Source organism: Aquamicrobium terrae (genome assembly GCF_052978165.1).
This window is the reverse complement of the sequence record NZ_JBRKLZ010000001.1, coordinates 2,132,863-2,158,476: the sequence shown is the minus strand read 5'-3', so window position 1 is coordinate 2,158,476 and position 25,614 is coordinate 2,132,863. Positions and strand designations below refer to the sequence as shown.

The following is a 25,614-nucleotide window of genomic DNA, read 5'->3' as shown; positions in this document are numbered from 1 at the left end:
TGCGATGGGGACCCACGCGTCGCCATCTGCCTCAACAAGCCGGACAGAATACGAGAAGGACCGACCGTTCATGGCTGAACCGCTGACAATCGACGACCTCAAGCGCATGGCGCGGCGGCGCGTGCCGAAGATGTTCTTCGACTATGCCGATTCCGGCTCGTGGACCGAGGGCACCTATCGCGCCAACGAGGCGGATTTCGCGGACATCAAGCTGCGCCAGCGGGTGCTGGTCGACATGACGAACCGCTCGCTCAAGTCCACCATGCTGGGCGAGGAGGTGGCGATGCCGGTGGCGCTGGCCCCCACCGGCCTCACCGGCATGCAGCACGCCGACGGCGAGATGCTGGCGGCGCAGGCGGCCGAGGAATTCGGCGTGCCGTTCACGCTGTCGACCATGAGCATCTGCTCGATCGAGGACGTGGCCTCGGTGACGAAAAAGCCGTTCTGGTTCCAGCTCTACGTGATGCGCGACCGCGGCTTCGTCGAAAGCCTAATCGAGCGCGCCAAGGCCGCCAACTGCTCGGCGCTGGTGCTGACGCTCGACTTGCAGATCCTCGGCCAGCGCCACAAGGATCTGCGCAACGGCCTGTCGGCGCCGCCGAAATTCACAGCCAAGCACATCTGGCAGATGGCGACGCGGCCGGCCTGGTGCATGGGCATGCTGGGCACCAAGCGCCGCACCTTCCGCAACATCGCCGGCCACGTCAAAGGCGTCGGCGACCTGTCGTCGCTGTCGTCCTGGACCGCCGACCAGTTCGATCCGCAACTGTCGTGGGACGACGTGGAATGGATCCGGCAGCGCTGGGGCGGCAAGCTGATCCTGAAAGGCATACTCGACCGGGAGGACGCGGAACTCGCCACCAGGACCGGCGCCGACGCCCTCATCGTCTCCAACCATGGCGGACGCCAGCTCGACGGCGCGCCGTCCTCGATCTCCGTGCTCGAGGACATCGCCGATGCGGTGGGCGACCGAATCGAAGTCTTCATGGACGGCGGCGTCCGCTCGGGGCAGGATGTGCTCAAGGCCCTTTGCCTCGGCGCCAAAGGCGTGTTCATCGGCCGCCCCTTCCTTTACGGGCTGGGCGCGCAGGGCAAGAAGGGCGTGACGGCAACGCTGAACATCATCGCCAAGGAACTGGACACGACCATGGCATTGTGCGGCAGGCGCGACATCAAGGATGTCGGCAAGGACATGCTCCATCGGGGCTGACGGATGGACGGCGGCGTCGATCTTGCCCATGCGCGGGCGCCGCAAGGCCTGCGCCTCTACGCGGTCGGCGACGTCCACGGCCGCCTCGATCTGCTTGAGGCCTTCCATCGCCATGTGGCGGCGGAAATCGAGGCCGACGCGCCGCCGGACTGGCGCGTCGTGCACCTGGGCGACTACACCGACCGCGGCCCCGATTCCAAGGGGGTGCTGGCGTTCCTGGCCGAGGCACAGGCCCGCGATACCCGCAACGTGCTGCTGGCCGGCAACCACGATCTCGGCCTGCTCGAATTCATCGACCGGCCCGAGCCCTACGGGCTGTTCATGACTAATGGCGGCATCGAGACGGCGGCCTCCTACGGCGTCCACTGGTCCCGCTTCGGCTTTCCGGTGGAGGACCAGGCCGCGCTGAGCGCCTTCCATGCGGCGCTGCTTGCGGCCATGCCGCCGGCCCATATCGACCTGCTGCGCTCGCTCACCACGTCCTTCGCATGCGGCGACTTCTTCCTGTGCCACGCCGGCGTGCGGCCGGGCATCGCGCTTGAGCGACAATCACGCGACGATCTGGTGTGGATACGCGGCGAATTCCACCACCACAGCGGGCTCTACCCGAAGGTGATCGTGCATGGCCACACACCGGTGGCGGCTGTCGAGGTGAAACCCAACCGGGTCAACCTGGACACCGGAGCCTACTATACCGGACGGCTCAGCGCCATGGCGGTCGAGGCGGGCGCCAAGCGCCTGCTGACGGTCACAAAGGAAGGGGTTTCTCAGTCCAGCGCGGCGGTGACGCCATAGCCGTCGGTCACGGCATGACCTCTCGCGGCGTCGGCCGCATAGATCCCGGCCCCGCCGATGGCGAGCGCGGACAGCATGGCGAAGGTCAGAAGGGCTGCTTTCACTGAGGTCATCTCGGATTGTACCTTCCGGCATCCTGCACGAACATGATTACCATTGCATTGAAACGCGAAAGCCCCGGAAGGGTTCGATCAGCCGCCGGAATACCGCTTGTGGTGCCCGCTGCCGCGCCGTTGCGGTCGGCGTTCTAGGGGGCGGGCGAGGCCGGGCCAAGGCGAAAAGCAGCCATCCACAGCGGTTTCGCCGAAGCGTGCCAAAATTGTCACGCATGCGGCCGCTGACGGGCGAGGCCGGAGCCGGTCCAACCCGCCGCCCGGGCAAAAAGTCAGATGGTCGCGACCCAGGCGCGGGCGATCGACAGGCCGGCGGAATCGGCCAGCACGCCGTTGCGGGCAACCTCGTCCTCCAGAACCTGCGCCCATTCGGGCCGGCGCTCGGCGATCAGTGGCGAGAACAACTCGCTCCACTGCCGCACCAGCCCGGTATCGGCCTCGAAATGGAACTGGAAGCCATAGGCGGCGCGACCGATGCGGAAGGCCTGGTTTTCCGCCACCTGGCTGCCGGCGAGGCGGATCGCGGATTGCGGCAGCGAGAAGGTGTCGTCGTGCCACTGGAAGATGGGGAAGCTCTGCGGCAAAGCGCCCAGCACCGCGTCGGCGCGGGCATCGGCGGTCAGTTCGACCGGCTGCCAGCCGAACTCCCTGGCGCCGCCGATCCGGTTCTCGCCGCCGAAGGCGCGGGCGATCAACTGGCTGCCGAGGCAGACGCCGGCAATGGCGCGGTCCTTGCCCTCGAAATCGCGGATGAGGTCGATCAGAGCCGGGAAATAGGGGCTGACATCGTCGGCCAGCGCATTCTGGGCACCGCCCAGCACCACCAGCGCATCGTGATCCCCGGCGGTCGCGGGCAAGGTGTCGCCGTCATAGGGCCGGCGCAGGTCGATCTCGCCGCCGGCTTCGGCGATGGCGATGCCGATCTGGCCAAGGCCGGCGTTCTCGAAATTCTCGACGACAAGTACCCGCATGATATCCACCCGTGACAAAGGCGCGGCAAGCGATACCATGGCCGGCCGAGGCAGGCAAAGCTCGGCCTGCTTCCAGCCTCGGGAAAGCGCTATGCCACTGCAAAACCGCGTCGATCCGTTCGGTGCCCTGCACGCCGTGCCCGAACGCGGGCTGTTCACCGGCAACCGCGGCATCATCCACGATCCCGACACCAGAAGCCTGCTCGGCCGCCGCTGGACGACCAGGGCCTGGATCGTGTGCGAATGCGACTTCGGCGAGCGGCGCCGCGACCCGATGGGCTGCAACGGCCCGGGCGGCAAGGCCGGCTGGACCGAACTATTCTTCCTCGACGAGGTGACGGCGCTCGCCGCCGGCCACCGCCCCTGCTTCTACTGCCGGCGCGAACGGGCCAGGGACTTCCTTGCCCGGTTCGGCGAAGCCTGCCGGATCGCCGGTCCGCGCGCCGCGCAGCTCGACGCACGCCTGCACGGCGAAAGGCTGGCCAGCGGCGGAACCCCGGCACCCCTGACCCGCGCCGAAGCCGACGCCCTGCCGGAAGGCGCCATGTTCTGCGACGGCGAGGCATGCTTCACCCGCCATCAGGGCAATCTGTTCCAGTGGTCGTTTGCCGGCTATGTGCCGGTTCGGCCTCCGGTGACGGAAAGGGTGTTCCTGCTCACCCCGCCGGCCAGCGTCGCGGCCTTGGGCGCCGGCTACCGGCCGGTCTGGCATCCGTCGGCCACGGCTTGACGCGTCCGCGCGCCTGCCGCATCAGTCGGCCATGCGCGCCAATTACCGACTGCAAAGACTTTTCGTGCCCGGCGACCTCGCCGCCGGGGTCGAGATCGAGGCCGATCCGCAGCAGAGCCATTATCTGGCCCATGTGCTGCGGCTCGGCGAGGGGGCGGAGCTTCTCGTATTCAACGGCCGCGACGGCGAGTGGTCAGCCTCCGTCGCGACGATCAGGAAAAAGGCGGTGCGGCTTCAGGTTCGCAGCCTGCAACGGCCGCAACCGGCGCCGTGCGACCTCGTCTACTGTTTCGCACCGCTGAAGCAGGGCCGCCTCGACTATCTGGTGCAGAAGGCGGTGGAGATGGGGGCGGGCGCGTTGCAGCCGGTCGTGACCCAGCACACGCAGGTGCCGAAGCTCGGGCTGGAGCGGTTGCGCGCCAATGTCGTCGAGGCGGCCGAGCAATGCGGCATCCTCGCCGTGCCCGAGGTGCATGAGACGGTGCGGCTGGAACGCCTGCTGTCGGACTGGGATGGCGGCCGGCGACTGATCTTCTGCGACGAGGACGCCGCCACCAACAATCCCGTGCCCGCACTCAAGGCCATTGCCGAACGCAGCCTCGGCCTGCTGGTCGGGCCGGAGGGCGGCTTCTCCGACGAGGAGCGGCGCATGCTGCGGGCCCTGCCCTTCGTCACCGCCATTCCGCTGGGGCCGCGCATCCTGCGCGCCGACACGGCGGCGGTGGCCGCGCTGGCGGTGATCCAGGCGACGATTGGCGACTGGTAAGGGCGGATCAGGCCGCGGCGCTGGCCGGCTTGCGCGGCCGTGCCCTTCTGCGCGAAAGACGGGCCGGCGCCGCCTTGAGGCGCACGGCCGGCTTGTCCTCGAGACCCGAGGTCACGGCCTCGGCAATGGAGCCGGCGACGAAATCGGCACTGATGGCGTCCGCCTTGACGGTGGCGCTCTCGCCTTCCGCGCGCGGCACGAAGATGCCGACCCGCAGGCCGGACTTCGCCCGCTTCAGCCGGCGCACGACATGGCGGGCATGCGCCTGCGAGCCGGCATTGAGGAAGGCCACGATGACAGTGTCGACCTTGCCGAGCGGCAGGGACGTGACCGCGCGACCCTCCAGCGCCGTGTGGGCGCCGGTCGCCGCCTCGGCGCCCTGCACTTCCAGAACCTGGGCCAGCATGGCGGCGGCGGCATCGTCCAGTTCACCTCGCCCGCCGAGGCACAGCAGCGAATGGCCCTCGCCATCGGGCAGGTCCGGGGTCTCGATCGCGTCCTCCTCCTCTTCGGCGGGCGCGCTCTCGGCCTTGCCGGCATCCTTCTCGGCCTTCTCGTCCTCCTCGTCGTCCTCTTCCTCCTCCTCCTGCGCGACGTCCTCCAGGTTCTCGACCAGCGTCAGCGCGCTGGCGGCCAGCAGCTTGCGCTGCTCGTCGCTCATGACGCCGCGCTGGCGGTCGCTTTCGCCGATCAGCAGGGCGGGAATGCCGATGCGGTCGTAATAGTCGACCAGATATTGCTCCTCCAGGAACTCCTCGGCATTGTCGGTCGCCTCGTCGGGGTCGCCGGCCAGCAGGCGCTGGTAGAGCCGCGCATGGGGTTCCAGCACCGGCTCGTTGCCGAGCAGCACGTCGAGGAAGGCGAATTGCGGCACATGCCGGCCGAGCACCACGAGGCAGACGGTGAGCGGGGTGGAGAGCACCAGGCCGAGCGGCCCCCACAGCCACGTCCAGAAGATCGCCGCCACGATGATGGCGAGCGGCGACAGCCCGGTGCGGGAGCCGTAGAGCCACGGCTCCAAGATGTTGTTGGACACGAGTTCCATGACCAGGAACAGGCCCGCCGTCCACAGCACCAGCGACCAGCCGGGGGCGACGGCCAGCGCCAGAAGCAGCGGCAGCATCATGGCGATGGCCGGACCGATATAGGGCACGAAGCGCAGCACCAGCGCCAAGAGGCCCCACAGCAACGCGTTGGGAATGCCGATCAGCCAAAGGCCGATGGTGATCGGAACGGCATAGGTGGTGTTGACCACGAGCTGCATCAGCAGATAGCGGCCGACGCGCTTGCCGGCGTCCTGCAAGGCCTCGGTGGTGCGGTGCAGGTCGCTGTAGCCGACGAGGCGGATGAAGCGGTCGCGCAGATCCTCCCGCTCCAGCAGCATGAAGATGACGACGACGATGATCAGGCCGGCGGTGGCGAAGGGCGCCGCCAGCGGCACGATGACGTTCTTCAGCGTCTCGATCGGGTTCTGGCGCGCCACGATCTCGACCGGCAGCGGCTCGCGCGGCGGCGTCTCCGGCTCGGCCGCCGGCGCGGTCTGGGTGCCGCGCTGAAGCTCGGCGCCGACGCGCTCGACGGCGCTGGACAGCCGGTCGATGATGCCGCCATTGGCGCCGACCTCGCGCAGCGCGCGGACCTTGTCGAGGATGTTGGACTGATAGGTGGGAATGTTCTGCGCCAGGGTGCTCACCTGGGTGGCGACGACGAAGGAAAACAGGCCGATGGCCATGAAGGCCAGCACGACCGTCAGGATCACCGCCGGCACCTTGGGCACCGAGCGCTTGCGCAGCGCCGAAACCATCGGCGCCAGGGCGAAGGTGAGCAGGAAGGCGACGGCCAGCGGCAAAAACACCTCGCGCCCCAGATAGAGGATGGCGGTGACGCCCACCATGGTGACGGCGGTGGGCACGAAGGGGCGCGAATAGTCGCCATCGGCCGTCACGGCCGCCCGCGCCGGACGCTTCGCCGCTGCTTCATCCGTTGTGGCCATGGCAGATTCCCTCACCTTGTCTTGCGCCTGTCATGCGCATTCTGCAGGAAATGCCGCAGGCTGGCCAAGGTTCCCGCCATCCGGCGGCGAAACCGGCCGTTTTTCATGCGGCTTCACGCTGCGTGCAGTTTCGTTGATGCATGGCTCTACAGTTTTCGCTTGATCGGGCGGGGGCATATCGTCCAACTAGCCGGCAATTCTCCCGAGGGGCCACGGCAACGAGGTTTTCATGGCGCGCGACACGACCGATTTCAGCCCCGTAGAAGGCCTGGACGAACTGGTCGGCTATCTGGCCGCCGGCTGCAAGCCGCGCGAGAAATGGCGCATCGGAACCGAGCACGAGAAGTTCCCCTTCTATGTCGACGGCCACGCGCCGGTGCCCTACGGGGGCGAGCGCGGCATCCGCAGCCTGCTGGAAGGCATGCAGGACAGGCTGGGCTGGGACCCGATCCTGGATGCCGGGCGCATCATCGGCCTGGTCGAGCCGACCGGACAGGGCGCCATCAGCCTGGAGCCGGGCGGGCAGTTCGAACTGTCGGGCGCGCCGGTGGAGACGATCCACCAGACCTGCCGCGAGGGCAACGCGCATCTGGCACAACTGCGCGAGATCGCCGAGCCGCTCGGCATCCGCTTCCTCGGCCTCGGCGGCAGCCCGAAATGGACGCTGGCCGAAACGCCGAAGATGCCCAAGTCGCGCTACGAGATCATGACGCGCTACATGCCCAAGGTCGGCAGCCACGGCCTCGACATGATGTACCGCACCTGCACCATCCAGGTGAATCTCGACTTCGACAGCGAGACCGACATGCGCCGCAAGATGCAGGTCTCGCTGAAGCTCCAGCCACTGGCGACGGCGCTGTTCGCCAACTCGCCCTTCACCGACGGCAAGCCCAACGGGCTGCAAAGCTGGCGCGGCGAAATCTGGCGCGACACCGACAACCAGCGCGCCGGCATGCCCGAATTCTGCTTCGCGCCCGATTTCGGCTTTGCCGACTATGTCGAATGGGCGCTGGACGTGCCGATGTATTTCGTCATCCGCGACGGCCGCTATCACGACATGACGCACATGACCTTCCGCCAGTTCATGGAAGGTGCCGCCCGCAACGAACTGCCCGACGGCCTGCCGACCATGGGCGACTGGGCCAACCATCTGTCGACCGTGTTCCCCGACGTGCGGCTCAAGCGCTTCCTGGAAATGCGCGGCGCTGACGGCGGCCCGTGGCGGCGTATCTGCGCCCTGCCGGCCTTCTGGGTCGGGCTGCTCTATGACGAGGAAGCGCTGGCGGCGGCCGAAGCCCTGACCTCGAACTGGACCTACGAGGAAGTGGTGGCGATGCGCGACGCGGTGCCGGCTAAGGGCATCGGCGCGCCGTTCCGCAACACCACGCTGCGCGAGATCGGCCGCGAGGTGCTGGCTTTGGCCCGGCTCGGCCTAAAGAACCGCGCCCGCCTCAACCGCGACGGCTATGACGAGACCTCCTTCCTGCAAACGCTGGACGAGGTGGTCAGCCGCGGCACCACCAGCGCCGAGGAGATGCTGTCGGCCTACCATACGCGCTGGGGCGGCTCGATCGAGCCGGCGTTCCTCGAATACGCCTACTGATTTAGCTTCAACAGCAGGACGAAAGGCTCTAGGCTTCGCCCCCACGCACAGGCTGGAGGAGCGAAGATGCAGAACCTGTTCGACATGCTGGCCCGGGCCCAGAACGGCCAGGGCATGGAAGCGCTGGCAAGGCAGTTCAACCTGTCGCAGGAACAGGCCCAGGCGGCGGTCGAGGCGCTGCTGCCGGCCTTCTCGCAGGGGCTGAAGCGCAACACCGCCGATCCCTACGGCCTCGGCGGTTTCCTCAACGCGCTCGCCAGCGGCCAGCACGCGAAATATTTCGAGGATGCAAGCCGCGCCTTCTCGCCGCAAGGCGTGGAGGAAGGCAACGGCATTCTCGGCCATCTGTTCGGCTCCAAGGACCTGTCGCGCGCCGTTGCCGCGCAGGCGGCGCAGGCCACCGGCCTCGGCCAGCAATTGCTGCAGCAGATGCTGCCGGTGATCGCCTCGATGATCATGGGCGGCCTGTTCAAGCAGTCGACCGGCCAGATGCAGGCCGCCGGCGGCTTCGGCAACAACCCGCTGGGCCAGATCATCGAGGAGATGATGAAGCAGGCAGGCACGGGACAGGCGGCCCCGCAGCCACGACAGGCGCCGCAGGGCGGCGGTGCCGGCAACCCGTTCGGCGACAACCCGTTCGCCAACACGCCCTTCGGCAAGGTGCTGCAGGACATGTTCGGCGGCGGCGCGCAGCCGTCCCCGCAAACCCGCCAGCAGCCCCGGACTCCGACGGGGGACCCGGCTCAAAACCCGCTGGGCGACACCCCGTGGGGCAAGATCCTGCAGGATATGCTCGGCGGCGGCACGGGCGGGACCGTCCCGGAACCCGAGCCGCAGCCCCGGCAGCAGCAGCGCCAGGCGAACCCCGGCGGGCGACCCACAAACCCGTATGACGACCTGTTCGGGCAGATGTTCGAAACCGGGCGCCCGCAGCGCGACGACTACCAGAAGGGCGTCGAATCGGTCTTCGACCAGTTCCTGCGCGGCATGGACCGCAACCGGTAGGCCGACATGAAAAAAGCCCGGTCCAGAACGGACCGGGCGAGGTTGCAGGCAGGCCGGAGGGGACCGGATGGGTATCGCCTGCGAGGGAAGTTCAGACGGATTTCGCAACGCCCGTCAGGCCGGCGCGCGCATCGGCGATGGCCATCAGCCGCGCGGTCGGATCGGAAGGCGAAGCGCCGAGCGCGACGTCGAGATCGGCGCGGGCAAGGCCGATGTCGGCAAGCTCATGGTCGGTCAGCTCGGACAGGCGCCGGAAGGCGCGGCGGTTCCGCCACAGCTTCAGGAGGCGAAGGGTGGCATGGCCGATACGGGTCAGGGCAGCCGGACGCGTGGAAATGCGTGAGGTCTCGGCGGCGCAGTCACAGGCAGTCATCTCACTCTCCTCAGCCGTGCGGCAAACGGCGACACGACGCGCCGTGGGAGGCGACGCGAGGCGGCCGATGCGCACTCGTTTCCAGTTGCGGGCATTTCTATGAGCCTGCGCACCATGCCAGCGACAGATTGATTAATCCAACGAATGTTTTTAATGTTTAGGATCAACTCTGCTGATGGGTATGCCGATGAAGCCGCCGCTCGACCTCGACCAGTTGCAGACTTTCATCACCATTGCCGACACCGGCAGCTTCACGCGCGCCGCCGAAGAAGTGCACCGCACGCAGTCTGCGGTGTCGATGCAGATGCGGCGGCTGGAAGAGCGCATCGGCAAGCCGCTGTTCGAGAAGGAGGGGCGCTCCAACCGCCTCACCGAAGAGGGCGAGCGGCTGCTTTCCTATGCGCGGCGGCTGCTTTACCTCAACCGCGAGACGCTGGCCGCCTTCGACGACCAGCGGCTGGAGGGCACGATCCGCATCGGCACGCCGGACGATTATGCCGACCGTTTCCTGCCCGAGATCATGGCGCGCTTCTCGCGCTCCAACCCCCGCGTCGAGCTGACGGTGGTGTGCGAGCCGACGCCCGGCCTTGTCGACCAGATCAAGCGCGGCCAGCTCGACATCGCGCTGGTCACCCACAACGACGCGCGCGGCCAGTCGGAAGTGGTGCGGCGCGAGCCCTTGCTGTGGGTCAGCTCCGTCAACCACGCCACCCATGAGCAGGAGGTGCTGCCCATGGCCTTCGGCCGGCCGAACTGCGTGTGGCGACGCGCCGCCTGCGATGTGCTGGACGGCATGAACCGCGAATACCGCATCCTGTTCACCAGCTTCTCGGCCACCGTCATCGCCGCCGCGGTGCTGTCCGGGCTTGCCATCTCGGTGCTGCCGGAATGCGCGCTCAGGCCCGGCATGCGGGTGCTGGGCGAGGCGGACGGCTTCGGCCCCCTGCCCGACTGCCGCATCGGCCTGATGCGCGGCCAGACCGAGCAGCCGGAGATCGTCGATGCGCTGGCCCGCCACATCGCCGAAAGCCTCGACAACATCTCGGTGCCGGGCATCGAGGAGACGACCGGGTTGGGCTTTGCCGCACAGGCACTCAACCGGGCGCGGCGCGGCCAGCCGGCCACGATCCTGCCCGGCTGGTGAGGAAACGGCGGACAATGCCGGGCGCGCCTTGACCGGGCGCGCCGGAAGCTGCCCTATCTGCCCATGAGCGAAACCGTCCCCGAATCACACGGCAGCGCATCGCGCAGCAACGCCGCCGAATTCACAGTCAGCGAGATTTCCGGCGCGCTCAAGCGTACCGTCGAGGACGTGTTCGGCAATGTGCGGGTGCGCGGCGAGATTTCCGGCTACCGCGGACCGCATTCTTCCGGCCATGCCTATTTCGCGCTGAAGGACGACCGCGCCCGGCTGGAAGCGGTGATCTGGAAGGGCACCATGTCCCGCCTCAAGTTCCGGCCTGAGGAGGGCATGGAGGTGGTGGCCAGCGGCAAGCTCACCACCTATCCGGGCTCGTCCAAATACCAGATCGTCATCGACAATCTGGAGCCGGCCGGGGCCGGCGCGCTGATGGCGCTGCTGGAGGAGCGCAAGCGCCGGCTGGCCGCCGAAGGCCTGTTCGACCCGGCTGCCAAGCGCCGGCTGCCCTACATGCCCTCGGTCATCGGCGTCATCACCTCGCCGACCGGGGCGGTGATCCGCGATATCCTCCACCGCATCCGCGACCGGTTTCCGCTGCATGTCATCGTGTGGCCGGTGCGCGTGCAGGGCGAAACCTCCGGCGCCGAGGCGGCAGCGGCCGTCGCCGGCTTCAATGCCTTGCCACAGGACGGCGCGATCCGCCGGCCGGACGTGCTGATCGTGGCGCGCGGCGGCGGCAGCCTCGAAGACCTGTGGGGCTTCAACGACGAGGCGCTGTCGCGGGCCGTGGCGGCCTCGCAGATCCCGGTGATCTCGGCCGTCGGCCACGAGACCGACTGGACGCTGATCGACCTTGCCGCCGACGTGCGCGCGCCGACACCCACGGGTGCCGCCGAGATGGCGGTGCCGGTGCGGGCCGAGCTGGAGGCGACGGTGGCGGCACTGGCCTCGCGGCTGCAAGCGTGCATGTCGCGCCGGCTGGAACGCGACCGGCAGGCAATACGGGCCGCCGCCCGCGCCCTGCCCTCGCCGGACCAGTTGCTGGGACTGAAGCGGCGTCGCTTCGACGAGGCGGAAAGCCGGTTGCAGCGGGCGCTGGAAGTGGGCGTCGAGCGCAAGAAGGCGCGGCTTGCGGCGATCCGGCTGACGCCGGCGGCCCTGTCGCGGCGCATGAACGAGGCCCGCCTGCTGATCGGCCGCGACATGGCTCGCGCCCAGGCCGCCTACTTCGCCGTGGTGCGGGAACGGCGCATGCGCCTTGGCCGCGCCGCCGGGCGGCTGACACCGGCGCCGATCCTGCGGCGCCAGCGCTTGCAGGCCGACACGCTGGCGGCCCTCTCCCGGCGCGGCGACCAGGCGATGGCCGTGCGGCTCGACCGGCTGCGCGCCCGCCTGATCCAGGCGGACCGGCTGCTGACCACGCTGAAACTGTCCGAGCAGGCGATCCTCGAACGCGGCTATGCACTGGTTCTGGACGAACAGGGCGCGCTGGTGCGGCGGGCGGCCGATATACGGCCCGGGCAGAACCTGGAACTGCGCTTCGCCGACGGGCCGGCAAAGGCCGTGGCCGGCAGCGGCGAGACCGCCCCGGCGGAGCCAGCCCGCGCGCGTCCGGCGCCGAAGCCGAAGGATCCCGGCGGACAGGGTTCCCTGTTCTGAAGATTCCGTGAAGGGGCCGGCCTGTATGCGACCCGCGCGTGAGACGGCAGAGCAATTCCAGCAGAAGTGCTGTGCGGTTTTGCGTCCGGAATTGCGTAAAGATAAAAGATGGAGCGTTTCGCGATTCGGAGAGAAGCGGAAATGCTCTAGCCGTTACCGGGACCGGTCTCGGCCTGCGCCTTGCTGTCAGGCTGCTTGTCTGTGGGCAGCGTAGAACCCTGGGGTTCCGGCCCGTCCGCCTCGGCCGCGTCCTCGAGATGCAGGGCAATCAGTTCCTGGATATCGCCGACCTCTTCCTGAATATCCTCGAGCGGAATGCCGGCCTGCGCCGCTTCCTTGGTGCATTCGCGGGCTAGGGTGTGCGCCTGCTCGTCGATGCGGGCCGGCATGGCCGGCGCCTGGCATTTCTCGCCGATCCATTCCTGCAGGAACTTGATCGCCTGTTCACTCATTCTTGCGTACCCCGTATCTTCTGATCCGGTTCCGTTGCAGTCAAAAGGGTCGGTAGCTCAAAATCGCGCCGGATGCTCATCACTCTGCGTTGCCGCGCGTCAGACAGCGGCACTGCCGGCCACAGAGGCCGGAAAAGGAGCGGCTTTTCCACATTTCATGTGAGGCGTTTCCATCATAGTGAAGGCAAGGCCATCCCGGCAAAACGTCGGTCACTCGATCGCCGCGCACCCCGATGGACGCATGTTGACGACCTGTCTCGTTGTTCAAGCACCCGCTTTCGCCTCGATGCTTCGTCCCTCCGCAAGGGAGCGATCGTCTCCTAATCTAGGCGCTGGCCTCCAATGCTGCAACAGCGGAACGGCGATTCCCACTGCCGTGGGAGCATGGCACCTATGCATTGGGGAGATGGTACCGTTGCCTGGGCTCGAACCAGGGACCTCCGGATCCACAATCCGGCGCTCTAACCAACTGAGCTACAACGGCACAAGGCCATGGGGCCGCCTCGGCATCCGCCTTCCGCTTCCGGCGGAACGGCTTCAGCCCCGGCGAAGCGTCAATAAGGTCTAATGGAGTCTAATTCAAGCCATATGAGCCGGAAAACATCACGCACCGTGAAGAGATTGATGCTTCCGGCTTCAGGCACGGGCCTGAACGAAAAAAGGCCGGCGGGAGGAGGCCGGCCAGTTTCGTTTTGCCGTCATGAATGTCCCGCGGCCGGCCGGGAGGAAACCGGCCACAGGACAAGCAGGTCAGGCGGCCTTGGCGCCCTTGAAGGACTTCTCGACGGCGGCCTTGATCGGCCGGGAGACGTCTTCGACGGCCTTGGCGGTGACGGCCTGGAAATCCTTGGCCTGGGCAACGCTCTCTTCGAAGCGCTGGCGCAGGAACGAGCTCTGCAGTTCCACCACTTCCGACAGCGAGCGGGCGCCGACCAGCGCCTCGAGGTGGGCGAAGCCGGCCTCGGCATTGGCGCGCATGGCGGCGATCGTCTTCAGCGACAGGTCGCTGGAACTGGCGCGAACGGCCTCATAAGTGGTTTCGAGGGCCTTCTGGGCCTCTTCGGTGCCGGTTTTCAGCCTGCTATAGGCTTCCTTGGACTGCTCGATGCCCTTTTCGGCGAAATCACGGACGCGATCGGCGGTCTTGGACGCATCGAAGGTCGGGAATTCAACGGTTTCTGCGGTCTTGGTCTTGGTCATTTTCGATCCTTTCGGATAGGGGGGCTTTGACTCGACGCCAACGGGTTTCATCTGTCACCTATCCATATAGCACAATTTTTGTGCAATGCAATATTGCTGTTGCAATGCAGCATAAAATCGGGCGCCGTGTTAACCACACAGGCAGGATTCCCGCGCTTGCAGCCTGTGCGTTGTGGACGCGGGCGCGCAAGCCTTTTACTAACAAAGCGTTAATTACAACCAGTCGGCCATGAGGGTTGGTCAAGCACATGCCGCCCGCAACCTATTCCTTCCTCGACGTCGCCGTGCTCGACACGGTGCGGCAGCGCTTTGCCGTCGGGGATGCGATGGTCATCCTGGCCGCCGATCTCGGACGCGTGCTGTGGGCCAACGGGCCGGGCGCCGCCCTGCTCGGGCATGCCCAGGTGGATGCGGCGATCGGCGCCGAAGCCGGCCTGCCGGCCGTCGCCCGCCGCCAGATCGCGGCCACGCCGGGCTATCCGGATATCGGCGGCGACCGTCCGCTGCTGGTACGGCTGACGAGCGGGGTCAGCGGCGCGGCCACACCCCTGCTGGCCAGCGGCGTGACGATGCCGGACGGCGAAAAGGCGCTGCTGCTGGTGGCGCCCATCGTTTCCGATGCGGCGGCGCCCGACCCGCGCGCGCTCGGAGGCTTCGACGAGAACGCCCAGTTCCTGGCCTTCATCGACGGCGACGGCAGGGTGGAGGCGAGCTCCGCCGGCTTCACCGAACTCGCAATCCCGGCCGCCACCCTTGCGGCGCTGGTCAAGGATGTCGCGCATGAGCGCGACCGCATGGTCAAGCGGCTGATCAGCGCCGGCGCAAGATCCTATCCGGCCGGCATGGCGCGCCTCAGCGACGAGCCGGTGCGCCACCTGCTGGTGGTGGTCGACGAGGGCGTCGCGGATGCCGAAACGATACGGGGCTCCGCTGCACGCTCCGCGCGGGACGAGGCCGGCAGCCACCACGACCACTGGTATTTCAGCCATGAAGACGGGCCGGAACCGCCGCCCGCATGGCCCGACAGCGCGCCCCCGGCCGATCTGCGCGAACCGCAGGAGCGGCCCCGGGCGGAGGCCCAGCCGGTCCGCTTCGTCTGGCGTACCGATGCGCAGGGCCGCTTCAGCATGCTGTCCGACGAATTCGCGGCGGCGGTGGGCGCACCTGCGGCCGACGTCATCGGCCGCCGCTTCCGAGAAGTGGCCACGGCCTTCGGCTTCGACCCGGCCGGCGAGGTGGCCGACCTGCTCGAACGCCGCGACACCTGGTCCGGCCGCTCGGTGCTGTGGCCGATCGCCGGCACCGAACTGCGGGCACCCGTCGATCTGGCGGCGCTGCCCGTCTACAACCGCGAGCGCGAGTTCGAGGGCTTTCGCGGCTTCGGCGTGGTGCGCATGGCCGAGGCCCGGCCCGATCCGGAAAGGATCGGCCTGGCGCTGGTGCCCAACGCGCCGGAACCGGCGCCTGCGGCAGACGAGGACAAGCCGGCCGACCCGTTCAACGGTGAGGTGCCGGCGCTCAGCATCTCGCCGCGGCCGGAACGCCGTTTCACCGACAAGGTCATCAAGCTGGCCGAGCATCGCCCGCCGGTGCACGAGCCGCCCGCCAACGACAGGACGCTGTCGACGAGCGAGCGCAACGCCTTCCGCGAGATCGCCGAACGGCTGAGGAAGGACAGCGGGGCCGATGCAGGCGCGTCCGCCGCCGGCAAGCCGGCACGCCCCGCCCCGCCCGAACAGCAACGCGAGGCGTCACCCAAGGCCGGGCAACCGGCCAACCGCTCCCTGCTCGACTATGTGCAGGACGAGGACGACGACAGCCTCACGAACGCGGATTTCCGCGATGCAAGGCTGGACGGCGACGATGTCGCGCCCGTCGAACCGGACGGCACTCTTCCGGCCGAAGAGGAAATCCGGCCTCGACAGGCCGAACCGGCCGCGTTCGCCCCGCCCTTGCAGCGGGCCGGCTTCGTCCCGTCGGCCTTCGCGGCCGCAAGGCAGGCGCCCGACACCACCATCCTCGCCCGCCTGCCGGTGCCGGTGCTCATCCATTCCGGCGATGCGCTGCACTACGCCAATGCCGAATTCCTCGATCTCACCGGCTACCAAACGGTCGAGGAGCTGGAGGCGGCGGGCGGCCTCGACACCCTGTTCATCGACCCCCATGCCGACGAGCCGGATGCGGAGCGGAATGCCGGCACGAACGGCCGGGACGAGGTGCGCCACGCGCTGTTCCTGCGCAAGCGCGACGGCAGCGAGTTTCCCATCGAGGCGATCCTGCGCTCGGTGCCCTGGCAGGACGGCGCGGCCCTCCTGCTGGTCCTGCGCCGCGCCGGCGAGGACCTGGACCGGCCGCAGGCCGAAGTCCTGCCGCCGGCGGCCAGCGCGGCGACCCAGGCCGACATTGCCGAGCTCAAGGCGCGCATCAGCGAAATGCGCACCATCATCGACACCGCCACCGACGGCGTGGTGCTGATCGGCCGCGACGGCAGCATCCGCTCGATCAGCCGGCCGGCCGAGGCGCTGTTCGGCTTCGACAGCGACGATGTGGCCGGCAAGCCGTTCGCCTCGCTGTTCGCCATCGAGAGCCAGCGGGCGGCGCGCGACTATCTGGCCGGGCTCAGCGAGCCGGGCGTCGCCAGCGTGCTCAATGACGGGCGCGAGGTGATCGGGCGCGAATCACAGGGGCGCTTCATCCCGCTGTTCATGACCATCGGCCGCCTGCCGGGCGACAGCGGCTTCTGCGCGGTGGTGCGCGACATCACCCAATGGAAGCGCGCCGAGGAGGACCTGACCCAGGCCCGCGCGCTGGCCGAGCGGGCCTCATCGCAGAAGAGCGACTTCCTCGCCCGCATCAGCCACGAGATCCGCACGCCGCTCAACGCCATCATCGGCTTTTCCGAACTGATGGTGGACGAGAAGTTCGGCCCCATCGCCAACGACCGCTACCGCGACTATCTGCGCGACATCAACCGCTCGGGCAACCATGTGCTCGATCTAGTCAACGACCTGCTCGATATCTCCAAGATCGAGGCCGGCCAGCAGGAGATGGACTATGAGGCGGTGTCGCTCAACGACACATTGGCCGAGACGGTGGCGCTGATGCAGCCGCAGGCCAACCGCGAGCGCGTCATCATCCGCTCCAGCTTCGCCTCGCGGCTGCCCGACGTGGTGGCCGACCTGCGCAGCGTGCGCCAGATCGCCCTCAACATCCTCTCCAACGCCATCCGCTACACCCAGGCCGGCGGGCAGGTGATCGTCTCGACCGCCTACGAGCCCTCCGGCGACGTGGTGATGCGGGTGCGCGACACCGGCATCGGCATGACCCAGGCCGAGATCGAGCAGGCGCTGAAGCCGTTCAAGCAGGTCAACGCGCTGAAGCGCGCCCGTGGCGACGGCACCGGCCTCGGCCTGCCGCTGACCAAGGCCATGGTCGAGGCCAACCGCGCCCGCTTCACCATCACTTCGACGCCGGGCGAAGGCACGCTGGTGGAGATCGCCTTCCCCTCGGTCCGGGTGCTGGCGGGATAGGCCGGCCGTTTCGCAGTCTCGCAAATATCCAAAGCATTACAGGTTTTTACGAAAGCTGCCCCTCACCCTTACCCTTTCCCCGCAAGCGGGGAGAAGGTCCCGGCAGGGAGATGAGGGGCAGCAACTGGCGCACCGGCAAAGGCGCTGCTACCCTTCAGGCAAAAAGAAAGGCGCCCGAGGGCGCCTGAATTTGAATATGTCACAACGGGCAGGGACTATTCCGTTCCACGCGGGGGCGCTGCCGAACGGGATTTCTCCCTTAACTCGCCCGTAACTATCGGGCTCCGGGCCTTAACAAATCCTTACCGGCACGCCGAAAAATTTACGAATCCCTATCGGAGCTGAAGTTTAGGTAAACCTGCGCGTTAATGCTTCGTTGACCATAAAGCTCAGCTCGCCAGTTGCGGCAGGTCCTTGAACAGGTCGAGGGCCTCGGGATTGGCGAGCGCTTCCTTGTTCTTGACGGGGCGGCCATGGACGATGTCGCGCACGGCAAGCTCGGTGATCTTGCCGGACTTGGTGCGCGGAATATCGGTCACCGCCACGATGCGCGCCGGCACGTGGCGCGGGCTGGCGCCGGTGCGGATGCGGGTGCGGATCTTCTTCTCCAGCGCCTCGTCCAGCTTCACCCCCGGCGCCAGCCGCACGAACAGCACCACGCGCACGTCGTCGTCGAAATCCTGGCCGATGCACAGCGCCTCGGCGATTTCCGGCATCTGCTCGACCTGGTTGTAGATCTCGGCCGTGCCGATGCGCACCCCGCCGGGGTTGAGCGTCGTATCCGAGCGGCCATGGATGACGATGCCGCCATGGGCCGTCCATTCGGCGAAGTCGCCATGGCACCAGACATTGTCGAAGCGCTCGAAATAGGCGGCACGGTATTTGGCGCCGTCCGCATCGTTCCAGAAGCCGATCGGCATCGCCGGAAACGGCTTGGTGCATACCAGCTCGCCCTTTTCCTGGCGCACCGGCCGGCCCTCGTCGTCCCACACATCCACCGCCATGCCGAGGCCGGCGCCCTGGATCTCGCCCTCCCACACCGGCTCGGTCGGCACGCCGAGCACGAAGCAGGAGACGATGTCGGTGCCGCCGGAGATCGAGGCCAGGTGCACATCCTTCCTGATGCCGTCATAGACGAAGCGGAAGTCCTGCGGCGACAGCGGCGAACCGGTCGAGGAGATGGTGCGCACGGTGGAGAGATCATGGCTGTCGATCGGCCGCAGGCCGGCCTTGCGCACCGAATCGATGAACTTCGCCGAGGTGCCGAAATAGGTCATCTTCTCGGCGTCGGCATAGTCGAACAGCACGTTGCCGTCGGGGTAGAAGGGCGAGCCGTCGTAAAGCAGCAGCGTGGCGCCCGAAGCCAGGCCGCTGACCAGCCAGTTCCACATCATCCAGCCGCAGGTGGTGAAGTAGAAGAAGCGGTCGCCCTCCACGAGCCCCGCATGCAGCCGGTGCTCCTTCACATGCTGGAGAAGCGTGCCGCCGGCCGAATGGACGATGCATTTCGGAATGCCGGTGGTGCCCGAGGAAAACAGGATGAACAGCGGATGCGAGAAGGGCAGCCGCTCGAAGCGGACCTTGCCGACGGCGAAGGGCCGGATGGCGTCCTCCAGCGCCTCTGCGCCCGTAATGCCGGCGGCGACGTCCTGCGCGGTGCCGAGATAGTCGACGACCAACACCTTCTTCAGCGTCGGCAGCTTGGCGGCCACCGCCGCCACCTTGTCGCCCACCTCGATGGCCTTGCCGTTGTACCAGTAGCCATCGGGGACGATGAACACCGCCGGCTCGATCTGGCCGAAGCGGTCGAGCACGCCCTGTTCGCCGAAATCGGGCGAGCAGGACGACCACACCGCGCCCAGCGCCGCCGTGGCCAGCATGGCGGCCACCGTCTCGGCCATGTTGGGCATCATCGCCGCCACCCGGTCGCCGGCCTTGACGCCGAGCGAGGCGAACAATTGCTGCAGGCGCGAGACCAGCGCCTCCAGCTCGGCCCAGGTCAGGCGCCGCTCCACCTTGTCCTCGCCGCGAAAGACGATGGCCTCGCCCTTGCCGGCGCGGCCGAGCAGGTTCTCGGCATAGTTGAGCCGCGCCTCGGGGAAGAAGGCGGCACCCGGCATCCTGTCGCCGTCGGCCAGCACCGTACCGCCCTTGTCGCCGACCACGCCGCAGAAATCCCACACCAGGTCCCAGAACGCCTCGGGAGCGGCCACCGACCAGGCATGCAGGTCGCCATAGGACGCGAATTCCCGCCCCGCGCGCCGCTCGGCCTCGACCCGAAATGCGGTCAGCGGCAAGGCCGCAATCCGCTCCGCCGATGGCGTCCAAAGGGGGGGTTCTGTCGTCATCGGCGGCCTCCCATGCGCATTCCGTTCCATTCAAGTCACGTTAAGCATACTGCGTCCGCGTACCGCAAGTTCCGTGACTCCGACAACAGCATGTGCGCAATACGTCATGGCCAGGCCATAAAGACTTGAAATGCGTCAGCCACGGGTTACACCTTGCGCCACCTGACGTGACGCGGAAAGGGCGAGATGACGTCGAGCTGGATCCGGCGCGGCCTATGGGCGCTCGGCATTGCGGCGGTTGCCGCGGCGCTGGCGGTGGCTGCGCTGCCCTATGTCGCCTCCAACCGCATCGTGCGCGACCGCATCGCGTGGGAGATGAGCCGCTGGACCGGCTATCGCGTCACCATTTCCGGCGCACCGAAGATCGAGGTGTGGCCGCAGCTCAATGCGGTGCTGGCGCAGGTGACGCTGTCCCGGTGGAGCGACCCCGAGCAGCAGCCGGTCATCTATGCCGAGCGCGTCGAGATCGGGCTCGCGGCCATGGCGGCGCTGCGCGGCGAGGTCGTGTTCTCCTCCACCCGGCTGATCCGTCCCACCATCAAGGTCGAGCGCACGGCGTCGGGGCTCTACCTGCCGCCCATGCCGGACAGCGGCAGCATCGGCCGTTCCCTCGAGATGGCGCGCGCCATGGTCAAGGCCGGGGCGGCCGAGCCGGACCCGGCGCGGATGCCGGCCGCCATCGGCAATGTCGAGATCCGCGACGGGCGCATCGTCACGGCGGTCAACGGCAAGGACAGCGAAATCCTCAGCGGCCTTTCCGCCCGCGCCAACTGGCCGGAACCCGGCGGGCCGGCAACGCTGTCGGCCTCGGCCATCTGGCGGGGTGAAAGCGTCACCATCGACGCGGCCTCCCAGAAGCCGCTTCTGCTGGCGTCGGGCGTCACCGCGCCGCTTTCCTTCTCGGTCAAGGCCGCGCCGGCCAACCTGTCCTTCGACGGCAAGATCGGCCTCGCCGCCAACGCCTTCATCGACGGCGACGCGAAGTTCCAGGCGCCCTCCCTGCGGCGCGTGCTGGAGTGGACCGGCACGCACATGGCCAACGCCACGACCGTCGCCGCGATTTCCGTATCCAGCCATGTGCTGGGCGAGGCGGAGCGGGCGAAATTCGACAATGCCCAGATCATGCTCGACAAGAATCCGGGCACCGGCGCGCTGGACCTCGCCTTCGGCGAGACCGGCCGCCCGGTGCTGTCGGGCACGCTGGCCTTCGAGACGCTCGACCTCGGCCCGTTCGTCTCCGCCTTCACGCCGCTTGTCGCGCCCGCCGAGGCTGCCGGCAATGCCGGCGACATCGAGACCACGCTGGCGGGCCTGCTCAATCTCGACCTGCGGCTGTCGGCCGCCAAGGCGACGGCGGGCGCCATTCCGCTGACCGAGCTGGCGGCCACGGTGCAGGTCAAGGACGGGCTCTCGGTGTTCGACGTTTCCGACGCCGGCGCCTTCGGCGGCAACATCCAGACCGGCATCCGCTTCGACCGGAAGCCCGGCGGCACGCAGGCCGAGATGCGCCTGCTCGCCTCCGACATCAACGGCGCCGCCTTCGGCGCGGCGGTCGGCATGACGCGGCTGATGCCGACCGGCAAGGGCACCATTTCGGTCATCCTCAAGGGACCCGGCAAGGGCTGGCATTCCGTCATGGAAAGCGCCGACGGCTCGATCTCGGCCACCTTCGGCCCCGGCACGCTGTCCGGCCTCGACCTCGCCGCCTTCATCAGGCGCAACGGCGAGGGCGGCTTCTTCCCGCTCGACGATGTCGACGACGGCTCCGTGCCGATCGACGGCGCCGAACTCAAGGCCAGCGTCGCCAAGGGCGTGGTGCGCATCGAGAAGGCGCAGGCCAATCATGGCGGCTCGCGCCTGTGGCTGACCGGCATCATGCCCTATGCCGGGCGCGGCCTGGCCCTGACCGGGGGCATCGCCAGCCAGCAGCCGCCGGCCGCCGCCAATGGCGAGAGCGGCGAAGCACCCGCCCCGCCGCCGAACCAGACCCTGTTCTTCGTCGGCGGGAGCTGGACCGCGCCGTTCATTTCCCCGATCTCCGGTTCCGGCCAGAACTGATTTCCGTCCTCCCGGACAGGCCCCTCTCCGGAACTGGCCTTGATGTCGCAGCCGCCCGTGCCGTCTTTTCCCGGCGCGGCAGTGCTGCTAGCCTGTTTCTCGAGGGGACACGTCTTGTTCAAACCGGCTCACAGATCGCGGACCATGGTTGCGCTCGTCGCAACCCTGATGCTCGTTCTGCAAACCCTCGCCACCGCCTGGGCCGGCGCCACGCCGAGCGCGCCGCTGGATATCTTCGGCAACCCGCTGTGCATCACCGGCATCGACCATTCGTCGGGCACCACGGACGGCCAGGCGACGCTGCCCGATTGCTGCACCTTCGGCTGCTGCCAGGTGTCGCCGCTCTTTGCCGGAAATGGCGGCGGCGCAGCCCTTGCCGTGCCGTTCATGGTGAAGGCGCGGGCGCCTTCGCTTTCGCACAGAACCATCCATATCACAGGGCCGGATCACAATCCCGGCAACCCGCGCGCGCCTCCCGCGACAGCCTGAAGCCGACCGGCGGGCACCATGACGCCCGCACCGGACAGGCTTTGTCCGCACGTCCACCAATCACATGAATGAAATGACGGTCCGGCACGCGGCCTGCGAAACGCGGCCATGCCCGCCGTTCCATATACAGGAAACATCCCATGAAGAAGCTCGTTCTGTCCGCCGCGCTGGTGCTCGGCGCCCTTGTCCCGGCCGCCGCCCACGTCACGCTCGAGAAGGGCGAAGCGCCGGCCGGCTCCACCTACAAGGCCGTATTCCGGGTGCCGCATGGCTGCGAGGGCGCACCGACCAATGTCGTGCGCGTGCAGATCCCCGAAGGCGTCATCTCGGTCAAGCCGATGCCCAAGCCCGGCTGGACGCTGGAAAAGGTGCGCGGCACTTATGAAAAAGCCTACGACTATTACGGCACGCCGACTAGCGAGGGGGTCAAGGAGGTGATCTGGAAAGGCGGCAATCTCGGTGACGACGAATATGACGAATTCGTCCTGCGCGGCTTCCTGACGCCGGACCTCAAGGTCGGCGAGACGGTCTATTTCCCCGTCGTGCAGGAATGCCCGGAAGGCAAGGTCGAACGCTGGATCGAAATCCCCGCCGCCGGCCAGAGCAGCGACGACCTCGAACTGCCGGCGCCCGGCGTCAAGCTGCTGGAAAAGGCCGGCGGCCATTGAAGACTGGCCGGCGGGCGGCTGCCGCCCGCCGGCTTCCATCCCGAAGGAGAGTGGAATGGTCGACGAGGTCTTCCGTCACGGCCGCCATGCATTGGCGGCGCTTTTCACCGCACTCGCCCTGCTGTGGCTGAGCGTGGCCGCCGAGGCCCATGCTTCGCTGGTCGGCTCCACGCCCGCCGACGGAACCGTGGTGGCCAGCGCGCCGGCAAGCTATGTGCTGCAATTCAACGAGCCGGTCTCGCCGCTGAAGCTGACGCTGGTGCAGCCCGACGGCAACACCTTGTCGCTCGACGGCTTCGAGCTGAAGGACCGGACCCTGGAAATCGTGGCGCCTTCCGGGCTCGGAAGCGGAACGCATGTGCTGAGCTGGCGCGTGGTTTCGGAGGACGGGCATCCGATCGGCGGCTCGGTGGTCTTCTCGATCGGCGAGCCCAGCGCCCGGCCGGACACGGCCGGGAACCAGATCGACTGGACGGTGCGCGCCGGCCTGTGGACTGGGAAGCTGATGCTCTATCTCGGCCTGTTCATCGGCGCCGGCGGGGTCTTCGCCCTCACCTGGCTGATCGACGGAACGCGGCACGGAAGCCGCCCGGTTCTGGCCGCGCTCGGCATCGGCTTTGCCGGCATTCCCCTGTCTGTCGCCTTCCAGGGGCTCGACCTGCTCGCCGCCGCGCCGGCGCGCATCCTCGATCCGTTCGTCTGGTCGGCCGCCGCCGGGTCGAGCTTCGGCCGCACCGCCGGGGTCGCCCTTCTGGCCCTTGCCGCGGGCGGCATAGCGCTGGCGGTGCGGGGCACGACCGCGCGCCTCGCAGCGCTCGCCGCGGTCCTGCTCGCGGGAACGGCGCTGGCGCTGAGCGGCCATGCCAGCGCGGCCAACCCGCAACTTCTTGCGCGGCCGGCCGTCTTCCTGCACACCGTGACCGTGGCCCTGTGGACCGGGGCACTGGTGCCGCTCGGCCTCGCCCTGAAACGGAACGATCCGCGATCGCTGGCGGCGCTGCGGCGCTTTTCGGCCGCGATCCCCTATGCCGTCGCCATTCTGGTTGCGGCGGGGATCGTTCTGGCGGCGCTCCAGATCGACCGCCCGGCGTCGCTGACCGGCACCGCCTATGGCAGGGTGTTCCTCGTCAAGCTGGCGCTGCTGGCGGCCCTGTTCGCGCTGGCCGCCTTCAACCGCTGGCGGCTGACCCACGGCGCGCAAGCCGGTGAAAGCACGGCCCGGCGCGGGCTGACCCGCTCCATCGCCATGGAGACCGCGCTGGTCGTCGCCATCTTCGCCGCCGTCGCCTGCTGGCGCTTCACGCCGCCGCCGCGCTCGCTGGCGGAAGCCGCCGCACAGCCCGAATCGGTGCATATCCACACCGAGAAGGCGATGGCCGAGATCACCGTGACGCCCGGCCGCGCAGGCCCGGTCGACGTGTCGGTGATCGTCATGAGCGGCGAGTTCGGACCTCTCGACGCCAAGGAGATCGGCCTGGTGTTCTCGCAACCGGAAAGCGGCATCGAGCCGATCCGGCGGCCGGCCGGCAAGTCGGCCGATGGCGTCTGGCGCGCGCAGGGGCTGGTGCTGCCGCTGGCCGGAACCTGGCAGGTGCGCCTCGACATCCTCATCAGCGACTTCGAGATGACGCGGCTGGAGGGCGAGTTGCGCCTGCGACCCTGATCTCAGACCGCAAGCAGATGGCGTTTGGCCGGATCGGGGATCACCACGATGGGGCTGCCGTCCCGGACGCTGCCGTGCAGATGGATGATGTCCTGATTGACCAGGCGGATGCAGCCGGACGAGACTTCCTTGCCGATCGACCAGGCTTCCGGCGTGCCGTGCAGGCGATAGAGCGTGTCCTTGCCATCCTTGTGGATGTAGAGCGCACGGGCGCCGAGCGGATTGCGCAGGCCCGGGCCCATCCCGCCATTGGCGATGCTGTAGGGCTCCAGCTCCGGCTGGCGCGCCACCATGGCGTCGGGCGGCGCCCAGCGCGGCCATTCGCGCCTGTAGGCCATGATGGCGCGTCCGGCCCAGGAAAACCCGTCGCGGCCGACGCCGATCCCGTAGCGCACGGCCCGCCCGCCGGGCCGCACGTGATAGAGATATTTTGCCGGCGTATCGACGATCAGCGTGCCCGGCACTTCGCGCGCGTCGTAGTCGATCTCGGCGCGCCAGAACCTTTCCTCCAGCCTGGAGATATCGACGGCCGGAATCGGGAAGCGTTCATCGGGCAAAGCCTCGTACATCGGCGGCCGCACGCGCTTTTCCCGCACCGGGACCTGGGGTTGCGGCGCCACGGAAGGCGGCCTGGCGGAAACACAGCCGGCAAGCGTCGCCGCGCCGGCGCCAATGACAAATGCCCGGCGCGTGAGGCTGCCGGCGCTGCTGCTTCGGTCGGTCAAGGCTCGCAAATCCTCTTCATCCCTGCTTCGGATGCGGCGATCAACCGGCCCTGCCTTAAGCCTACCTTAAGGCTGTCGGCCGGCAACCGCCGCCGACAGGCGTGCCTTGACAGCTTGTTAGG

At 68.0% G+C, this 25,614-nt stretch carries 21 protein-coding genes and 1 tRNA gene; 13 read left to right on the top strand and 9 right to left on the bottom strand.

The genetic code is table 11. The features are described from left to right. Positions 1-70: 70 nt before the first annotated feature. Both ACVCNR_RS10735 and ACVCNR_RS10730 read left to right on the top strand, forming a co-directional pair. On the top strand, positions 71-1,210 hold the full coding sequence (locus tag ACVCNR_RS10735; protein WP_447074763.1) for an alpha-hydroxy acid oxidase: 1,140 nt from the start codon (positions 71-73) through the stop codon (positions 1,208-1,210). A 3-nt stretch (positions 1,211-1,213) separates the two neighbouring features. Then, a complete protein-coding gene (locus tag ACVCNR_RS10730) occupies positions 1,214-2,005 on the top strand; it encodes a metallophosphoesterase (RefSeq protein ID WP_447074762.1) in 792 nt (263 codons plus the stop codon). Here ACVCNR_RS10730 and ACVCNR_RS10725 read toward each other — a convergent pair. After that, complete coding sequence (locus ACVCNR_RS10725; RefSeq protein ID WP_447074760.1) at positions 1,978-2,118, bottom strand: hypothetical protein; 141 nt, start codon at positions 2,116-2,118, stop codon at positions 1,978-1,980. The genes ACVCNR_RS10730 and ACVCNR_RS10725 overlap by 28 nt on opposite strands. 272 nt (positions 2,119-2,390) lie before the next feature. Continuing rightward, complete coding sequence (locus ACVCNR_RS10720; protein ID WP_354198203.1) at positions 2,391-3,089, bottom strand: type 1 glutamine amidotransferase; 699 nt, start codon at positions 3,087-3,089, stop codon at positions 2,391-2,393. Between the two features lie 91 nt (positions 3,090-3,180). On the opposite strand from ACVCNR_RS10720, the gene ACVCNR_RS10715 reads away from it, so the two are divergent. Together ACVCNR_RS10715 and ACVCNR_RS10710 are read left to right on the top strand one after the other, a co-directional pair. Then, positions 3,181-3,819, top strand: coding sequence for a hypothetical protein (locus tag ACVCNR_RS10715; RefSeq protein WP_447074759.1), 639 nt, complete (start codon positions 3,181-3,183; stop codon positions 3,817-3,819). A gap of 31 nt (positions 3,820-3,850) precedes the next feature. Continuing rightward, positions 3,851-4,585, top strand: coding sequence for a 16S rRNA (uracil(1498)-N(3))-methyltransferase (locus tag ACVCNR_RS10710; protein WP_447074758.1), 735 nt, complete (start codon positions 3,851-3,853; stop codon positions 4,583-4,585). A gap of 7 nt (positions 4,586-4,592) precedes the next feature. Here the strand turns inward: ACVCNR_RS10710 and ACVCNR_RS10705 are convergent, their stop codons facing one another. Beyond that, a complete protein-coding gene (locus ACVCNR_RS10705) occupies positions 4,593-6,578 on the bottom strand; it encodes an AI-2E family transporter (RefSeq protein ID WP_447074756.1) in 1,986 nt (661 codons plus the stop codon). A 229-nt stretch (positions 6,579-6,807) separates the two neighbouring features. On the opposite strand from ACVCNR_RS10705, the gene ACVCNR_RS10700 reads away from it, so the two are divergent. Both ACVCNR_RS10700 and ACVCNR_RS10695 read left to right on the top strand, forming a co-directional pair. After that, positions 6,808-8,181: a glutamate--cysteine ligase gene (locus ACVCNR_RS10700; protein ID WP_447074755.1), complete on the top strand. Its 1,374-nt coding sequence runs from the start codon at positions 6,808-6,810 to the stop codon at positions 8,179-8,181. A gap of 66 nt (positions 8,182-8,247) precedes the next feature. Then, on the top strand, positions 8,248-9,186 hold the full coding sequence (locus tag ACVCNR_RS10695) for a DUF937 domain-containing protein (protein WP_447074754.1): 939 nt from the start codon (positions 8,248-8,250) through the stop codon (positions 9,184-9,186). A 91-nt stretch (positions 9,187-9,277) separates the two neighbouring features. Here ACVCNR_RS10695 and ACVCNR_RS10690 read toward each other — a convergent pair whose 3' ends face one another. Next, complete coding sequence (locus tag ACVCNR_RS10690; protein WP_447074753.1) at positions 9,278-9,559, bottom strand: DUF1127 domain-containing protein; 282 nt, start codon at positions 9,557-9,559, stop codon at positions 9,278-9,280. Positions 9,560-9,746: 187 nt separating this feature from the next. Between ACVCNR_RS10690 and ACVCNR_RS10685 the strand changes: the two genes are divergently transcribed. Both ACVCNR_RS10685 and xseA read left to right on the top strand, forming a co-directional pair. After that, positions 9,747-10,703 (top strand): LysR substrate-binding domain-containing protein, encoded by a 957-nt coding sequence (locus ACVCNR_RS10685; protein ID WP_354198190.1) that lies wholly within the window; start codon positions 9,747-9,749, stop codon positions 10,701-10,703. Between the two features lie 63 nt (positions 10,704-10,766). After that, complete coding sequence (gene xseA / locus ACVCNR_RS10680; protein ID WP_447074752.1) at positions 10,767-12,359, top strand: exodeoxyribonuclease VII large subunit; 1,593 nt, start codon at positions 10,767-10,769, stop codon at positions 12,357-12,359. Positions 12,360-12,505: 146 nt separating this feature from the next. Here xseA and ACVCNR_RS10675 read toward each other — a convergent pair whose 3' ends face one another. The 3 genes from ACVCNR_RS10675 to ACVCNR_RS10665 form a co-directional block, all read right to left on the bottom strand. Further along, positions 12,506-12,811 carry a hypothetical protein gene (locus ACVCNR_RS10675; RefSeq protein ID WP_354198186.1) on the bottom strand — a complete coding sequence of 102 codons (306 nt, stop codon included), beginning with the start codon at positions 12,809-12,811 and terminating at the stop codon, positions 12,506-12,508. 407 nt (positions 12,812-13,218) lie between these two features. After that, positions 13,219-13,295: transfer RNA gene (locus ACVCNR_RS10670), tRNA-His, on the bottom strand. 266 nt (positions 13,296-13,561) lie between these two features. Then, positions 13,562-14,011, bottom strand: a complete 450-nt coding sequence (locus tag ACVCNR_RS10665) for a phasin (protein WP_447074751.1) — start codon at positions 14,009-14,011, stop codon at positions 13,562-13,564. A 248-nt stretch (positions 14,012-14,259) separates the two neighbouring features. Between ACVCNR_RS10665 and ACVCNR_RS10660 the strand changes: the two genes are divergently transcribed. Beyond that, the gene (locus ACVCNR_RS10660; RefSeq protein ID WP_447074750.1) at positions 14,260-17,541 is read left to right on the top strand and encodes a PAS domain S-box protein; all 3,282 of its coding nucleotides are present in this window, start codon (positions 14,260-14,262) and stop codon (positions 17,539-17,541) included. A gap of 389 nt (positions 17,542-17,930) precedes the next feature. Here the strand turns inward: ACVCNR_RS10660 and ACVCNR_RS10655 are convergent, their stop codons facing one another. Continuing rightward, positions 17,931-19,889, bottom strand: a complete 1,959-nt coding sequence (locus tag ACVCNR_RS10655) for an acetoacetate--CoA ligase (RefSeq protein WP_447074748.1) — start codon at positions 19,887-19,889, stop codon at positions 17,931-17,933. A gap of 186 nt (positions 19,890-20,075) precedes the next feature. Here ACVCNR_RS10655 and ACVCNR_RS10650 point away from each other — a divergent pair, with 186 nt between their 5' ends. The 4 genes from ACVCNR_RS10650 to ACVCNR_RS10635 all read left to right on the top strand — a co-directional run bounded on the left by ACVCNR_RS10650 (position 20,076) and on the right by ACVCNR_RS10635 (position 24,767). Beyond that, positions 20,076-21,947 (top strand): AsmA family protein, encoded by a 1,872-nt coding sequence (locus tag ACVCNR_RS10650; RefSeq protein WP_447074747.1) that lies wholly within the window; start codon positions 20,076-20,078, stop codon positions 21,945-21,947. Between the two features lie 144 nt (positions 21,948-22,091). Then, the gene (locus ACVCNR_RS10645; protein ID WP_447074745.1) at positions 22,092-22,436 is read left to right on the top strand and encodes a hypothetical protein; all 345 of its coding nucleotides are present in this window, start codon (positions 22,092-22,094) and stop codon (positions 22,434-22,436) included. A gap of 140 nt (positions 22,437-22,576) precedes the next feature. Next, on the top strand, positions 22,577-23,104 hold the full coding sequence (locus ACVCNR_RS10640; protein WP_447074743.1) for a YcnI family copper-binding membrane protein: 528 nt from the start codon (positions 22,577-22,579) through the stop codon (positions 23,102-23,104). A gap of 55 nt (positions 23,105-23,159) precedes the next feature. Continuing rightward, positions 23,160-24,767, top strand: a complete 1,608-nt coding sequence (locus ACVCNR_RS10635; protein ID WP_447074742.1) for a copper resistance CopC/CopD family protein — start codon at positions 23,160-23,162, stop codon at positions 24,765-24,767. A 2-nt stretch (positions 24,768-24,769) separates the two neighbouring features. On the opposite strand, the gene ACVCNR_RS10630 is transcribed toward ACVCNR_RS10635, so the two are convergent. Further along, positions 24,770-25,492: a L,D-transpeptidase gene (locus tag ACVCNR_RS10630; protein WP_447074741.1), complete on the bottom strand. Its 723-nt coding sequence runs from the start codon at positions 25,490-25,492 to the stop codon at positions 24,770-24,772. Positions 25,493-25,614 lie beyond the last annotated feature (122 nt).

Bases quoted from the DNA above. Each gene is read 5' to 3' on its own strand.
- ACVCNR_RS10735 (WP_447074763.1), top strand. From the start codon at position 71: ATGGCTGAACCGCTGACAATCGACGACCTCAAGCGCATGGCGCGGCGG.
- ACVCNR_RS10730 (WP_447074762.1), top strand. From the start codon at position 1,214: ATGGACGGCGGCGTCGATCTTGCCCATGCGCGGGCGCCGCAAGGCCTG.
- ACVCNR_RS10725 (WP_447074760.1), bottom strand. From the start codon at position 2,118: ATGACCTCAGTGAAAGCAGCCCTTCTGACCTTCGCCATGCTGTCCGCG.
- ACVCNR_RS10720 (WP_354198203.1), bottom strand. From the start codon at position 3,089: ATGCGGGTACTTGTCGTCGAGAATTTCGAGAACGCCGGCCTTGGCCAG.
- ACVCNR_RS10715 (WP_447074759.1), top strand. From the start codon at position 3,181: ATGCCACTGCAAAACCGCGTCGATCCGTTCGGTGCCCTGCACGCCGTG.
- ACVCNR_RS10710 (WP_447074758.1), top strand. From the start codon at position 3,851: ATGCGCGCCAATTACCGACTGCAAAGACTTTTCGTGCCCGGCGACCTC.
- ACVCNR_RS10705 (WP_447074756.1), bottom strand. From the start codon at position 6,578: ATGGCCACAACGGATGAAGCAGCGGCGAAGCGTCCGGCGCGGGCGGCC.
- ACVCNR_RS10700 (WP_447074755.1), top strand. From the start codon at position 6,808: ATGGCGCGCGACACGACCGATTTCAGCCCCGTAGAAGGCCTGGACGAA.
- ACVCNR_RS10695 (WP_447074754.1), top strand. From the start codon at position 8,248: ATGCAGAACCTGTTCGACATGCTGGCCCGGGCCCAGAACGGCCAGGGC.
- ACVCNR_RS10690 (WP_447074753.1), bottom strand. From the start codon at position 9,559: ATGACTGCCTGTGACTGCGCCGCCGAGACCTCACGCATTTCCACGCGT.
- ACVCNR_RS10685 (WP_354198190.1), top strand. From the start codon at position 9,747: ATGAAGCCGCCGCTCGACCTCGACCAGTTGCAGACTTTCATCACCATT.
- xseA (WP_447074752.1), top strand. From the start codon at position 10,767: ATGAGCGAAACCGTCCCCGAATCACACGGCAGCGCATCGCGCAGCAAC.
- ACVCNR_RS10675 (WP_354198186.1), bottom strand. From the start codon at position 12,811: ATGAGTGAACAGGCGATCAAGTTCCTGCAGGAATGGATCGGCGAGAAA.
- ACVCNR_RS10665 (WP_447074751.1), bottom strand. From the start codon at position 14,011: ATGACCAAGACCAAGACCGCAGAAACCGTTGAATTCCCGACCTTCGAT.
- ACVCNR_RS10660 (WP_447074750.1), top strand. From the start codon at position 14,260: ATGCCGCCCGCAACCTATTCCTTCCTCGACGTCGCCGTGCTCGACACG.
- ACVCNR_RS10655 (WP_447074748.1), bottom strand. From the start codon at position 19,889: ATGACGACAGAACCCCCCCTTTGGACGCCATCGGCGGAGCGGATTGCG.
- ACVCNR_RS10650 (WP_447074747.1), top strand. From the start codon at position 20,076: ATGACGTCGAGCTGGATCCGGCGCGGCCTATGGGCGCTCGGCATTGCG.
- ACVCNR_RS10645 (WP_447074745.1), top strand. From the start codon at position 22,092: ATGGTTGCGCTCGTCGCAACCCTGATGCTCGTTCTGCAAACCCTCGCC.
- ACVCNR_RS10640 (WP_447074743.1), top strand. From the start codon at position 22,577: ATGAAGAAGCTCGTTCTGTCCGCCGCGCTGGTGCTCGGCGCCCTTGTC.
- ACVCNR_RS10635 (WP_447074742.1), top strand. From the start codon at position 23,160: ATGGTCGACGAGGTCTTCCGTCACGGCCGCCATGCATTGGCGGCGCTT.